Below are 13202 nucleotides of genomic sequence, written 5' to 3'. Positions count from 1 at the left end.
AAGGTAAAGGCCGGCTCTGCCCGGTGTGTGGTGCAGCCGCAAGTTCATTTCTGCCGTTTGGAAGCCCGCAGCGGCCCGATGCACTCTGCTGGAAGTGCCACAGCCTGGAGCGGCACAGATTCCTCTGGTACTTCCTGGCCCATCGGCCACAACAGGAAGACGGGCGCTTTCTGCACCTGGCACCGGAACGCTGCCTGGGAAATCGACTCAGGCGCCGCTATTCCGGTCGCTATGTCTCTGCGGACCTGCTTCGCGCGGATGTCGATATCAAGCTGGACATCACCGCTTCCCACCTGCCGGATTCCGGCTTCGACACGATCTGCTGCAGCCATGTGCTCAAGCATGTCGAGGATGATCGTGCGGCGCTGAAAGAGATCTACCGTATGCTCAAGCCTGGTGGTGTCGCCATGATCATGGTGCCCGTCACCGAAGCGACGACCCTGGAAGACCCGAACGTGAGCAGCCCGGAAGAGCGCACGAGAAGGTATGGGCAGGCTGACCACGTCCGCGCCTACGGGGAGCACTTCGTTGATCGCCTCCGGGAAGTGCCCGGGGCCAGGGTGAGCGTGGTGAGTCCCGACGATCTTCTGGATCGCCAGTCGATGCAGCAAATGGGTATCAATGAGCTGGCCGGTGACATCTTCCTGCTGATGAAGCCGCGAGTGCGCCAGCGACAGGCACGCGACGCGCCTAGCCGATTGCCGGCGCGTCGTTATCGATGGCGCTGAACAGGCTGAAATACTGCTCTGCAACCGCTTCCTGCCCGCAGGCTGCATAGACAGCCTTCTGATTCTCAAGCACCCGCTTTCTGTCCCAGCGGGCAAACTCCGCGAAGCTGGCGTCGTTGATAGTGGCGGTATCATGGACCTCGACGCCGAGGTTGATCAGGTGGGCGTAGGTCGACACATCCGAGTGAAGGTACACCTTCTTGCCCAGCATCAGCGCGGAATTGATCGTGCCGACGCCCTCCTGGCGCTTGTGATTGAAAACGAGGATGTCGATGTGAGCCAGCAGCCTCAGGTACTCGTCGCTGGGCATGACCTGGTCCAGGACAGTGAGCCTGTCGCCGAACAGGCGGCGGGCCTCGGCGATGACCGCTTCGACGTACTGCGTCGTCCCGGCATAGCTCAGCGGCATTACCAACTCGATAGCCTCTCCGCTGAACCGCGACAGCATCTTCAGCGCACTGCCATGTCGATTGGTGGCCGAGGCCGAGTTCCCCAGCATGATCCGCAGGGAATTGTCACTCCTTTGTCGAGACCGCCTGAAGAGCTCTCTGTATCGCTCGTACCCCAGGCGCAGTGGAAAATTCAGCGGGCTGTGCTTCCACTGTCCGGGCAGGTCATTGGCGAGAATGGCATAGTCGCCCGGGATGCCTGCAATCCGGTCCATGCGCCGGAAGACCGACCTGCGCAGCCACATGTTGACGAACTGATGTGGCAGCGGTGGATAGGGTCGAAGAAAGGGATACATGTCCGAGCCCCAGATGACCCAGGTCGCGCCATGCCGTTTCCGCAGGAGAAGAAACAGCGCTAGCGCCAGCGTACGGTCGTAGAGCCCGTGAATAACCAGCCGGTGCCCCGCTGTCAGGTGTCTGCGCAACAGGCCGTAAATCGGCGCGAAGCCACGGGCCGTGCGCATGGGAGCAGTCGTCGGCCAGGCCGTAGTTACTTCGGAGCCCTGCCCGCAGCAGATAAACTCATGTTCCCGGGGGCCGTATCGCGGCAGCACGTTTTCCTGCAGGAAGGCGAGTAGCGGCTCGATGTGATGCCGGGTAGACAGCGAGAAAATATGAACGTGCATGTTACTGTCGCCATTGGGAGCTAGTGCGGATTAGCTCTTCCAGAACGTCTCGATGAGTTCGCAGACGGTATCCTGCTGTTCTCTAGTTATTCCGAACCAGAGCGGAAGCCTCAGCAGACGCTCGCTGAGACAACTGGTGTAACGGTCCTCGCCGTGAAAGCGCCCGAACCGTTTGCCGGCTGAGCTGCTGTGGAGCGGTACGTAATGCCGGATTGCCAGTACCCCCTCGCCACGCAGATAATCCCCAAGGGCTGCGCTGCTATCCGCATCGGGGAGAACAAGATAAAAGATATGCGCATTGTGGCGGACATTCCCGGGGATCTGCGGCAGGGTGAAGTACGCCGGAGTGAGAGCGAAAAGCCTTTCATGGTAGTAGTGCCACGCGGCCAGGCGGACTTCATTGATGTGCTGCGCCTGCGTAAACTGCGCGTGCAAATAAGCCGCTTGTAGCTCGGACATCAGGTAGCTGGACCCCAGGTCCCTCCAGGAGTACTTGTCGACCTCACCTCGAAAGAACTGGCTCCGGTCAGTGCCCTTGTCGCGAATGATCTCTGCGCGCCTGATCATCGACTCGTTGTTCAGCAGCAGTGCTCCGCCTTCGCCTCCCGCCGTCAGGTTCTTGGTTTCGTGAAAGCTTACACAACCGAGGTCTCCGATCGCTCCCAGCGGCTGGCTGTCCACGCTCGCTAATAGGCCTTGCGCCGCATCTTCCAGTACCGGAACACCCGTCTCATCGGCTATCTCCTGTATCTCCCGCATCGCGCAGCCGACACCTGCGTAATGCACGGGCACAATGGCCCGGGTCCGCTCCGTGAAGGCCGGCTGTATAAGCGTTTCGTCAATGTTGAGGGTGTCCGGCCGGATGTCGACAAACACGATAGTCGCGCCGCGCAGCGCAAAGGCGTTGGCGGTTGAGACGAAGGTGAAACTGGGCATGATCACCTCGTCGCCCGGACCTATATCGACAAGGAGAGCGGCCATCTCCAGAGCTGCGGTGCACGATGGCACCATCATGGCCTTGCAGGCGCCGGTTTGCTGCTCCAGCCAGCGTTCGCATTCCCTGGAGAAGTAACCATCGCCGCTCATCCTGCCGGATGCAAGCGCCCGCTGGATAAATTCACCCTCGGTCCCGAGGATCGTCGGGGCGTTGTACGGGATCATCTTTGTCGAAGCCTGCTGCTGTCCACCCCGTGGCCCGCTCCAGCCGGAGCGTCCTTCGCCATGGCCCATAGCTGGTATCCTGCCAGACAGGCGCCGCTTGCGCCACGAGGAAATTACGGGGCATCGCACCGGGCGCGCGCTGCGGCCACCGGGAGGGGGAGGCACCTCCGGGTGTAACTGATGCTCATAGCCAGGAGCAACGGTCCTACCGGTAGCGTCCGCAAGCGCCGCCCGACCCGGTCATCGAGACCCGCGTAGCATTCGGGTGCACGGCTAGCGAGCGCTGTGCGGCGGGTTCAACGACCGTAGAAGTTGATGAGATAATGCTTGCGGCGGTTCTGACACTATCCTCGGAACTTCGGGGAGCTTGGTAGGCGGTTTGTTGATGGAGTGGCGAGGACGGGACAACAGGATGAACCTCTCGGAAGCGAAAGAGCTAGTGCGTAAGCTGATCTACGACGCCCTCCAGGAAAAGCGGGAAGTGCATGACGACATGAAGCTCATCGGCGCGGAATCAGTGCTTGATTCGATGACCCTCGTCGAAGTCTGCCTCGCCCTGGAAGACGATGCGGAAGAGCGCGGCTTCGACTTCGACTGGACATCGGATGAAGCCATGTCGAGAGCCAGGAGCATGTTCCGAACAGTGGAAAGCCTGGCCGCCGAGTTCGCCAGGCAGTCGAACCAGTAGAAGATGATCGTCGTTACAGGTGCCACTCGAGGTCTGGGGCAGGCAATTGCCGAAAGGTTTGCTGGAAACGGGCATCGGGTAGTCGCTCTCGCAAGAACCGCTGGCGGTGCTGGACTCGAGAGTGTTCAGTGCGACGTCAGTGATTACCAGTCCGTGAAGCGGGCCGCCAGGCTCATTAAACAGATGCCCGAAGCTGTTGATGCGGTAATCAATGCGGCAGGCATCGCTTCGATGAATCTCGCCCTGACGACCAGTGAAGGCGCGGTGCAGCGTATCGTGCAAACCAACCTGGTGGGCACTATTTATTGCTGCCAGATGTTTGCGCCGCTACTGATCAGGGAGCGGCGTGGACTGATCGTCAACTTTTCCACCATAGCTGTTGCCCTCGCGCTCAAGGGGGAATCGGTCTATGCCGCGTCCAAAGCCGGCGTAGAGAGTTTTTCCCGTGTTTTTGCGCGAGAGGTGGCGGACTTCAATATCAGAGTGAACTGTATCGCCCCCGGCCCGATTCGGACGGATATGCTCCGTGGAATCTCCGATGAGCAGATCGAAGCGATTGTCGCCCAGCAGGTTATCTCCCGAGCCTTCGAAAAGGCCGATGTTTGCGATCTGGTCGAGCTGTTGATGGATGAGAAATCCGCAAGCATCAGCGGCCAGATCTTGAGGGTTGGAGGCGCCTAATGGGGCTGTTGAGCACCTTGGCGCGTCGCTGGGAGCGGGTAGAGCATCCTTTCCTTATCCACGTGGACAGGGAACTCCGATTCTCCGACCTGCAGGATAGCCCCATTATCGACCTGAACCAGCTTCACACTGGCAGTGTGGTCGCACTCATCGGGGACTTCGACCCGCAAACAATCGGCACCTTCCTGCGGCTGATCGAGCTTGGAATGATCATTGTGCCGCTCACGGAGGCCACCAGCGCTCAACACGATTATTTCCTCGAGGCCGCCCTGGTCGACGTGGTCATCGGTGGAAACTCCATCCGGCGGCGAACACATGGTCGGCGCCACGCTCTCATCGACAAGCTGCGAGAGAGCGGGCATGCCGGGCTGATCCTGTTTTCCACGGGGACCACCGGTCGACCCAAGGCTATCCTGCACGACCTCACGCTCTTCCTCCGACGGTTCGAGACCCCGCGCCCGACGCTACGGACGCTGAGTTTCCTGGTGTTCGACCACGTGGGTGGTCTAAATACGCTTCTCCACACCCTTTTCAACCAGGGTGTCGTAATTGCGCCAGCCTCACGCAGCGTTGAGGAGGTTCTTGAACTTTGCGAACGTCATGCTGTGGAAGCTTTGCCGACGACACCCACGTTTCTCCGCTTGATGCTGATGAGCGGCATGGTACCGGACCGGGTGCCGAAGTCGCTGAAGGTGGTCACTTACGGGACCGAGCGGATGGACCAGCCTACCCTCGATCGGCTTTGTGCACTGCTACCCGACGTCGATTTTCGGCAGACCTTCGGTATGTCTGAGTTGGGCATACTGCGGGTAAAAAGCAGGGCTCGGGACAGCTTGTTCATGAAGATTGGTGGGGAAGGGGTGAGAACGCGCGTTGTCGACGATGTGCTCGAGATTCATTCGGAAGCCAGGATGCTGGGTTACCTGAACGCGCCATCACCCTTCGACGCTGAAGGTTGGTATAACACCGGTGACCTCGTCAAAGAAGACGAGGGCTACTACAGGATCGTGGGCAGAAGAACGGAAGTCATTAATGTGGGTGGGCTCAAGTTTATGGCGTCAGATGTGGAGCGAGTTGCCCTCCAGTTCGACGGCGTCCAGTTTGCGAAGGCTTTTGCCAGGCAGAACCCGGTGACCGGCGAGCACGTGGAACTGTTCATCCAGGCAGCCAACGGTTGCCGGGTTGACGTGGCCGAACTCAGCAACTTTCTCAAAGGGAAGCTGCCCCGGCACCAGGTACCAAGGCGTGTGAGAGTGGCGGGGTTCGCTATCGGGCACAGATTCAAACGGCACTAGCCAATGAGGGATGAGTATCTGGCTTCCCTGAAGTGTGATTCCTGCGAGGACGCGTTTTCGCATGCCCTGCCAGTCGAGGACGACAGGAATGAAGTCATCGCTAGGCTCGTGCCTGTGGGTCGATGGGCCCTGCAGGACGGCGCGCTGCTTCGAGCCTTCTGTTTGTGGCGAAAGACTTTCATGCGTTGCTATCGGGTGCAGTTCAATGCCAGCGAAGACAGTACCCGGGAGTATCTGCAAAACTGTTCGATTGCCAGCCCGGACAGGATTTTTTTCGCCATCTATCTGCCCGACGACAGTCTGGTGGGTCACCTGGGCCTGAGTAATGTATCCAGTAGAAAAGCCGAACTGGACAACATTATCAGAGGCGCAGCAGGTGGGGGCCCGCAGCTAATGTACTTTGCCGAGAAATCCCTACTCGAATGGGGATTCGGGACCTTGGGGCTTGACCTCCTGGAGGCGCAGGTCCTTTCCAGGAATTTCATGGCCAAGGCTCTGCACGAGAGAGTCGGGTTCAGGACAAAGCAAAGTCACTTTCTCAGGAAAACCACGATGGCAGGAATCACCCGCTATGAAATATGCGATGAGGCCGAGGCAACCGAAAGTTTCATGCTTGACATCATTGAACTGAGGAAGTCCGAGTTCCTGTTACAGGACGGCACCTGACCCGGTGTGTGTCGGCGCGGCTATCGACGCAGGTAAAGGGCCCGCAGCGCAGCGGGATAGTGGACCCCGCCATAAGCCAGTGCTCTAGCTAGCAATCGCAGCGAACTTGGCAGCCTGCGATGCTTCAACGCCTCGATAGCGACGTTGGTGCACAGCATGGCGGCGGCCCGCGGGTGGCGATGGAAGTCTTCAGCGTGTTTCTCGAGAATTATGTAAGCGGCCTTGATGAGCCTTGATACTTCCCTTGTGATGCTGTCGTTGCTGATGTCGACTTGAACCAGCGCATCTTCTAGATAAACCATGGGGTGCCGCTTTGCCAGGCGAAGGCACAGTTCCCAGTCCTGCAGTCTCGGTAAGGCCTCATCGAAAAGCCCGGCCTCTAGCAGCAGCGCTTTGCGAACAATCAACGACTGGCAGCTTATGAAGCTGCCTTCCAGCAGTCTCCCGAAACGATCCTCGCATCCTGGCCTGATTTGATAGCCCGGTTTGGGAATACGCACCCGTTTCCCGTCGATGATGCGATCAAAGGCACAGAATGCCACATGCCCGCCGTGAGCCTGCAACGCGCGGATTTGCAGGGACAGCTTCCTGCTATCCCAGGTGTCGTCGCTGTCCTGGAAGGCGATGAACTCGCCGTTCGCTGCGGCAATGCCAGTGTTCCGGGCCGCATTCGCACCGCGGTTTTTCTCGTGTCTGAGGTACCGAAGCTCGGGAATGGCAAGCTGTGCGACCTTTTCTCCGGTGTCATCCGATGAGCCATCGTCAACGAGAATAATCTCGAGGTTGCCGTAGTCTTGCTCAGCGATACTGCGCAGGGCATTGGGGAGACTGTCTGCCCGGTTGTAGCTGGGCAGGACAACGCTGACAAGAGGTAGCCTCATTCGCTAGAGCTGGAGTTCCCAAGAGTCATTCGAAAGCCCGATGAATGCCGCGGTCCCTGTTTCAGTAGCGCGGCCACTTACGGCGCTACCGTAGAGTACTTGAGCCTGGCTCGGGCTGTACAGCACTGGACCTCACGCGAGGTTATTCTGTCCCGCTCTGGCCGATCCCGTCGGTTCGACTACTCCGCGCGAACTTCCGGGAAGCCATGCGCCAGGAGCAGTACCAGCTTCTGGTGCCTCAGGCGAAAGGGGCGAAAAAAGGGTCCTAGGCCGATCTGCCGCTGCCGCTGGATGCACCTGCGCATGCTGCCCAGGCGGCGCCAGTCCACCACGATTCCCAGAATGGCCGGCAGGTAGACTCTTGTCAGGAGTGCAGGTTGGCGCCGCGCCGCCCCGAGGGCGATTCCCTCGAGCAGCAGCAATATGCTATTTGGAAGCAGCGAGAGTACCGACAGGCTTGGGTAGCAGGTGGCGATGACCCGGTTCTTGTTCAACTCGCTCAGGGCCCGCCGGCGCAGTGAGCTCCTGAGACCGCTAGCTTCCACTTTCCCCCCGCCGAAGGAATGCCCCACCTTGTGGTCGTAACCGCTCTCGTCGACGGCGACAACCCGTTTCCCATACAGCCTCGCCAAACAACACAGGTACAGGTCTTCCGCAATAGAGCCGAACCACTCTGGAAAGCCGCCGATCGCCTGCCACAACTCGCGGGAAATCCACAGGCAACTGCCCATAACCATTGCTACGTCGCGCGTACCCTCGCGGGTGTTAGGGATAGAGTTACCAAAGAGATCAAGAAACATGCCGCGGTCTAGTAATTCGCCGGTCGTCATATTGTACTGTGGCACCGTGAGAATGCCCGCGTCCGGATTCACCCTCTGGAAAAAAAGTAGGGCGTTTAGTGCGCCATGGTGTAGGCGCGTATCATTGTTTAACAAGAGAAGGTAATCGCCCTTGGCGACTGCAGCCATGCGGTTGTTGCTCATGCAGAAGCCGACATTCTGCTCTGATGTGAGTAGCCGAACTTCGGGGAAACGCTCCCTGATCAGTGCTACCGAGCAGTCGCTTGAGCAATCGTCATGGACGATGATCTCAACGGAAGATTCTGTGCCTTGTGCCATGACCGAAGACAGACAGAGGTCCAGCACTTTTTCGCCGTTGAAGTTCGCCACACACACACTCACCAGCGGCTTCAGGGGTGGCTCTTCATGGTCCATGGCTTTTATCTCTGCTCAAATGAGGTGGATGAGTCATTACGAATCATCGACCGCACCGCTCTGCGGAGTTGCTCGCCGTAGGCTTGCCAGCTATGTCTCTCCGCGTGTTGTAGACAGCCTTGTTGGTAAAGTGTCTGATCGATTCGATCAAGGTGCTTGCAGATTGCATCTGCCATCAGATCGTAATCGCCCGGGGTGAACAACTCCCCGGTAGAGGTATGCAAGACAGAGTCTCGCAATCCATCAACACTGAAGCCAAAAGTTGGCAGACCAAAGGCTGCAGCCTCTAAAGCAACCATGCCGAAGCCTTCGACATCACCGGGAGTTTCCACAACAGGGAAGATCAGTAGGTTGGCGTCGCTATACGCAGCGCTGAGCATTGCTTCACTGATTCGTCCGCAAAAGAGGATGTGCGAGTTCAAGCCAACCCTTCTTGCGATCGCTTCGATCTTGCTGCGCTCATTTCTGCCGTGCAGTAAAGCTTGATCTGGAACTTGTCCGACAATCGTGAGTACAGCATTTGGATGGTGTTGAAGGACTTTGGGGAGCGCATGCTCTACAAAGGGCACCAGTCCTTTTCTGGGGACGAGTCGGCCAACAGATAGTAGCACTGGGCGGTCTTTTAGGCCGAACTCCCTTCGAAATCTACCTTCTGTCACCTCAAGTGGTGGATACTCTACGCCCGGTGCTATGGTGAGTAAGCGATTTGCTTGAACACCGGCTTCTCTCGCAAGTGCCGCGGTACTACGGCTGTTCGCCACTACATACGAGGCTGAACGGATGGCGGGTAGTGCGATGGCGCGATAGGCGCGTCTTTCTGCAACTAGGTCGAGGCCATGCACGAATACCATGAGCGGGCATCTTGCTATTACGCTCGCCAGTTGTGCAAGCGGCGCGGTGACGCCGCTGCCGGCTATGACTGCCGTGGGCCTTGACCGCAGTAGACTCAATATCATTAGTGGTACGGCCGCGAGCAGGTAACCCACGAGGCCAGATCCGGGTGTGGCGTAGCAGCGAGCGTGCTCATCAACAAAACGGCTACTGCCGCGAGGTCCGATCACCGTTACTTCGTACTCACTGCCCAGCTGTTGAACAACCCGGCTCATCAGTTTTTCCATCCCGCCGGTCAAAGGCGGGAGATTGCGAGTAATGATGAGCATTTGGCCTTCAGGTTTAGGCATGGCTTCGGGCCCTTTACATTGAGGCTGTTACGCGCGGCTGGCCGATCTAATTATATGTTGCTGATGGCTGAAGGGTTTTGTGGTGTACGTTACAAGTGCGCGACTAGCGTCGCGACGCTTTGTCGCGCCTACCAATGTGCGGCTTGGTTAGGCGCGACTCGTGTCGGCAAAGTTATTGAGGGCTCCGGCCTTGTCGCGGCTAGGCGCCGATTCCAAAGTGTCTTCTACCTAAGCACCTCTGCCCACATTCCCCGTTCTCAAACTCCCGGCACCCACGGCGCTGGAGCCCTGGGGGGTGCTTTGACTGCTCAGCGGCCGAACTTTGCCTTCGCCTCCCGCCGCCGCGCATGCAGCACCGGTTCGGTGTAGCCAGAGGGCTGTTCCCGCCCCAGGAACACCAGGTCGCGGGCCGCCTGGAAAGCGACGCTGTCGTCGAAGGCCGGGGCCATGGGCCGGTAGGCCGGGTCGCCGGCGTTCTGCTGGTCGACGACCGCAGCCATGCGCTCGAGGGTTTCGCGCACCTGTTCCTCGCTGACCACGCCGTGGTGTAGCCAGTTGGCGATGTGCTGGCTGGAGATGCGCAGCGTGGCGCGGTCTTCCATCAGGCCCACGTCGTTGATGTCCGGCACCTTGGAACAGCCCACGCCCTGGTCCACCCAGCGCACCACGTAGCCGAGGATGCCCTGGCAGTTGTTGTCCAGCTCGCGCTGGATGGCGGTGGCGTCCAGCCCCTCGGCGCCGCGCAGGGGGATTTCCAGCACGTCGTCGAGGGAGGCGGGCGTGCGGCTGGCGAGCTCCTGCTGCCGCTCGGCCACGTTTACGGCGTGGTAGTGGATGGCGTGCAGCGTCGCCGCGGTGGGGGAGGGCACCCACGCGGTGGTCGCGCCGGCTTTCGGGTGGCCGATTTTCTGCTCGAGCATCGCCGCCATCAGGTCCGGCATGGCCCACATGCCCTTGCCGATCTGCGCGTGGCCGGGCAGGCCGCAGGCCAGGCCCACGTCGACGTTGCGGTCCTCGTAGGCGTTGATCCAGCGCTCGCTCTTCATGTCGCCCTTGGGCGTCATGGCACCGGCTTCCATGCTGGTGTGAATCTCGTCGCCGGTGCGGTCGAGGAAGCCGGTATTGATGAACACCACGCGCGCCCGGGCGCGGCGGATGCACTCGGCGAGGTTGATGGTGGTGCGCCGCTCCTCGTCCATGATGCCGAGCTTGAGCGTGTTGCGGGCAAGGCCCAGGGCGTCCTCGATGCGGTCGAAGAGGTCCACGGTGAAGGTGACCTCGTCCGGGCCGTGCATCTTCGGCTTCACGATGTAGACACTGCCGTGGCGGCTGTTGCCGAGGCCCGCGCTGCGCTTCAGGTCGTGCACGGCGATGAGGGCCGTGAACGCGCCGTCCATGATGCCCTCGGGAATCTCGTTGCCGTCGCCGTCGAGGATGGCGTTGTTGGTCATCAGGTGGCCGACGTTGCGCACGAACATGAGGCTGCGCCCGGGCAGGACCAGGGGCTCGCCGTCGGCGCCGGTGTATTCACGGTCGGCGTCGAGGCGGCGGGTGACGGTTTTGCCGCCCTTGTCGAAGCTGTCGGCGAGGTCGCCCTTCATCAGGCCCAGCCAGTTGCCGTAGACCACGCACTTGTCCTCGGCGTCGACGGCGGCGACGGAGTCCTCGCAGTCCTGGATGGTGGTCAGCGCCGCTTCCAGTACCACGTCTTTCACGCCGGCGGCATCGTCGCGGCCGATGGGGTGTTCGCGGTCCACCTGGATCTCGATGTGCAGGCCGTTGTGGGCGAGGAGCACGGCGCCCGGTGCCGCCGCATCGCCCTGGTAGCCGCGGAACTGCGCCGGGTCGGCGAGGCCGCTCTCGCTGCTGCCCTCTTCACCGCCAAGGCTGACGGCCAGCGCGCCGTCGACCACGCGATAGGCGGTGGCGTCGGCGTGGCTGCCGCTGGCGAGCGGGCAGTAGCGGTCGAGGAAGTCGCGGGCGAAGGCGATGACCTTCGCACCGCGCACCGGGTTGTAGCCGCCGGCGCGCTCGGCGCCGTCGTCTTCCGGGATCACGTCGGTGCCGTAGAGCGCGTCGTAGAGGCTGCCCCAGCGCGCGTTGGCGGCGTTCAGGGCGTAGCGTGCGTTCATCACCGGCACGACCAGCTGCGGGCCGGCGAGGGTGGCGACCTCCGCGTCCACGTTTTCCGTAGTGACCGCGAAGGGCTCGGGGTCGGGGAGCAGGTAGCCGATTTCCTCGAGGAAGGCGCGGTAGGCGGCGCGGTCGTAGTCCCGGCCCGGGTTCGCCCGGTGCCAGTCGTCGATCTGCTGCTGCATCGTCTCGCGGATGGCCAGCAGCTCGCGGTTGCGGGGGCCGAAGTCCGCGACCAGCTGCGCCAGGGCCTGCCAGAAGTCCGCCGGCTCCACCCCGGTGCCGGGGGCGATGGCGTTCTCGAGGAGTTCGGCGAGGGGCTTGGCGACCTGCAGGCCGCTGCGGGTGACGCGCTCGGTCATGGCATGGATCCCTGTGATGGTCTGAGCGGGAAGTCTAGGGAATACGCCGGGATTCCCCAAGGCTATGGCTTTTATCGTGGGCATAAGCCCGCTGAATGTCGGTGCGGCGCCCGGTCACGGCGGCACGGGGTCGTTCAGGCCGGCGCCGGTTCCCCCGCGAGTTCACGCGCCGTGTCCACGATCACCTTGCGCAGCCAGCGGTTGGCCGGGTTGTGCTGCAGCAGCGGGCTCCAGGCCATTTTCAGTTCCAGCGGAGGGATTTCCAGCGGCGGCTCGCGGAGCACCACCCGCGGGTTGTCGCGCTTGAGCAGGGCGGCGCGGGTGGGCAGGGTCACCACCAGGTCGTTCTGCTCGGCCAGGGTCATGGCGGCCTGGTAGTGGCGCGTGAACACGCGGATCTGCCGCTTCTTGCCCAGGCGGTTGAGGGCGGCGTCGACCCAGCCCAGGCGCTGCACGTCGTCCGGGTCCACGCCCACGCCCACGCCCATGCCGGTCTTGCTCACCCACACGTGGTCGGCCTTCAGGTAGTTCTCCAGCGTGAAGTCCTTGAGCAGCTCGTTCTCCGGGCTCAGCAGGCAGGAGAAGCTGTCGCTCCACAGGTGTATCTGGTGGAAGGACTGGGGCATGGCGTCGAAGCGGTTGATCACCATGTCGACCTTGCCGCGCTCCACGTCGAGGAAGCTCACGTCGCTGGGCGTCATGATGTCCAGCGTGAGCCCCGGTGCCTCCGTGCGCAGCCGGCCGAGCACGCCGGGCAGCAGCGTCGACTCGGCGTAGTCGCTGGCCATGATGCGGAACACGCGGCTGGCCGAGGCCGGGTCGAAGGCCGTGCGCGGCTGCACCGCGCGCTCGATGTTGGTGAGCACCTCGCGCACCAGCGGCTCCAGCTCCAGGGCCCGCTCCGTGGGCGTCATGCCGTCGGAGGTGCGCACCAGCAGCGGGTCGTCGAACAGCTCCCGCAGCCGGCGCAGGCCGTTGCTCATGGCCGGCTGCGACAGGTTCAGCTGGTGCGCGGCCTGGGTGACGTTGCGCTCGCGCAGCAGGGCGTCGAGGTAGACGAGCAGGTTGAGGTCGATGCGGTTGAGCTGCATGGTCTTGTATTCACGGAATGAATGGCCATCATAGCAACCCCGCGAT

Annotated in this window: 12 protein-coding genes; 5 read left to right on the top strand and 7 right to left on the bottom strand. The window is 61.3% G+C overall.

The genetic code is table 11. The features are described 5' to 3' along the window. Positions 1 to 23 precede the first annotated feature (23 nt). Complete coding sequence (locus tag RKE50_RS12280; protein ID WP_350036724.1) at positions 24 to 728, top strand: class I SAM-dependent methyltransferase; 705 nt, start codon at positions 24 to 26, stop codon at positions 726 to 728. Here the strand turns inward: RKE50_RS12280 and RKE50_RS12275 are convergent. After that, the gene (locus RKE50_RS12275; protein ID WP_350036723.1) at positions 691 to 1803 is read right to left on the bottom strand and encodes a TDP-N-acetylfucosamine:lipid II N-acetylfucosaminyltransferase family protein; all 1113 of its coding nucleotides are present in this window, start codon (positions 1801 to 1803) and stop codon (positions 691 to 693) included. The genes RKE50_RS12280 and RKE50_RS12275 overlap by 38 nt on opposite strands. 30 nt (positions 1804 to 1833) lie before the next feature. After that, positions 1834 to 3033 carry a dTDP-4-amino-4,6-dideoxygalactose transaminase gene (gene rffA / locus RKE50_RS12270; protein WP_350036722.1) on the bottom strand — a complete coding sequence of 400 codons (1200 nt, stop codon included), beginning with the start codon at positions 3031 to 3033 and terminating at the stop codon, positions 1834 to 1836. A 370-nt stretch (positions 3034 to 3403) separates the two neighbouring features. Here rffA and RKE50_RS12265 point away from each other — a divergent pair, with 370 nt between their 5' ends. From RKE50_RS12265 to RKE50_RS12250, 4 genes are read left to right on the top strand one after another with little or no spacing between them, the layout of a single operon-like run. Beyond that, positions 3404 to 3652 carry a hypothetical protein gene (locus tag RKE50_RS12265; protein WP_350036721.1) on the top strand — a complete coding sequence of 83 codons (249 nt, stop codon included), beginning with the start codon at positions 3404 to 3406 and terminating at the stop codon, positions 3650 to 3652. A gap of 3 nt (positions 3653 to 3655) precedes the next feature. Continuing rightward, entirely contained in the window at positions 3656 to 4333 is a 678-nt protein-coding gene (locus RKE50_RS12260) for an SDR family NAD(P)-dependent oxidoreductase (RefSeq protein WP_350036720.1), read from the top strand. After that, complete coding sequence (locus tag RKE50_RS12255) at positions 4333 to 5628, top strand: ANL family adenylate-forming protein (protein WP_350036719.1); 1296 nt, start codon at positions 4333 to 4335, stop codon at positions 5626 to 5628. The genes RKE50_RS12260 and RKE50_RS12255 overlap by 1 nt, the downstream gene beginning before the upstream one ends. 3 nt (positions 5629 to 5631) lie before the next feature. Then, a complete protein-coding gene (locus RKE50_RS12250) occupies positions 5632 to 6294 on the top strand; it encodes a GNAT family N-acetyltransferase (protein ID WP_350036718.1) in 663 nt (220 codons plus the stop codon). Positions 6295 to 6314: 20 nt separating this feature from the next. Here the strand turns inward: RKE50_RS12250 and RKE50_RS12245 are convergent, their stop codons facing one another. The 5 genes from RKE50_RS12245 to RKE50_RS12225 form a co-directional block, all read right to left on the bottom strand. Further along, entirely contained in the window at positions 6315 to 7175 is an 861-nt protein-coding gene (locus tag RKE50_RS12245) for a glycosyltransferase family 2 protein (protein ID WP_350036717.1), read from the bottom strand. A gap of 179 nt (positions 7176 to 7354) precedes the next feature. Beyond that, positions 7355 to 8389, bottom strand: coding sequence for a glycosyltransferase family 2 protein (locus tag RKE50_RS12240; protein WP_350036716.1), 1035 nt, complete (start codon positions 8387 to 8389; stop codon positions 7355 to 7357). Positions 8390 to 8394: 5 nt separating this feature from the next. Further along, positions 8395 to 9570 (bottom strand): glycosyltransferase family 4 protein, encoded by a 1176-nt coding sequence (locus RKE50_RS12235; protein ID WP_350036715.1) that lies wholly within the window; start codon positions 9568 to 9570, stop codon positions 8395 to 8397. Positions 9571 to 9878: 308 nt separating this feature from the next. Beyond that, positions 9879 to 12065 (bottom strand): malate synthase G, encoded by a 2187-nt coding sequence (locus tag RKE50_RS12230; RefSeq protein WP_350036714.1) that lies wholly within the window; start codon positions 12063 to 12065, stop codon positions 9879 to 9881. 134 nt (positions 12066 to 12199) lie between these two features. After that, a complete protein-coding gene (locus tag RKE50_RS12225; RefSeq protein ID WP_350036713.1) occupies positions 12200 to 13156 on the bottom strand; it encodes a LysR family transcriptional regulator in 957 nt (318 codons plus the stop codon). Positions 13157 to 13202 lie beyond the last annotated feature (46 nt).

The sequence above is a fragment of the Pseudohaliea sp. genome, from assembly GCF_040217025.1.
GTDB lineage: Bacteria > Pseudomonadota > Gammaproteobacteria > Pseudomonadales > Halieaceae > Pseudohaliea.
This window is presented reverse-complemented; position numbering and strand designations above follow the sequence as displayed.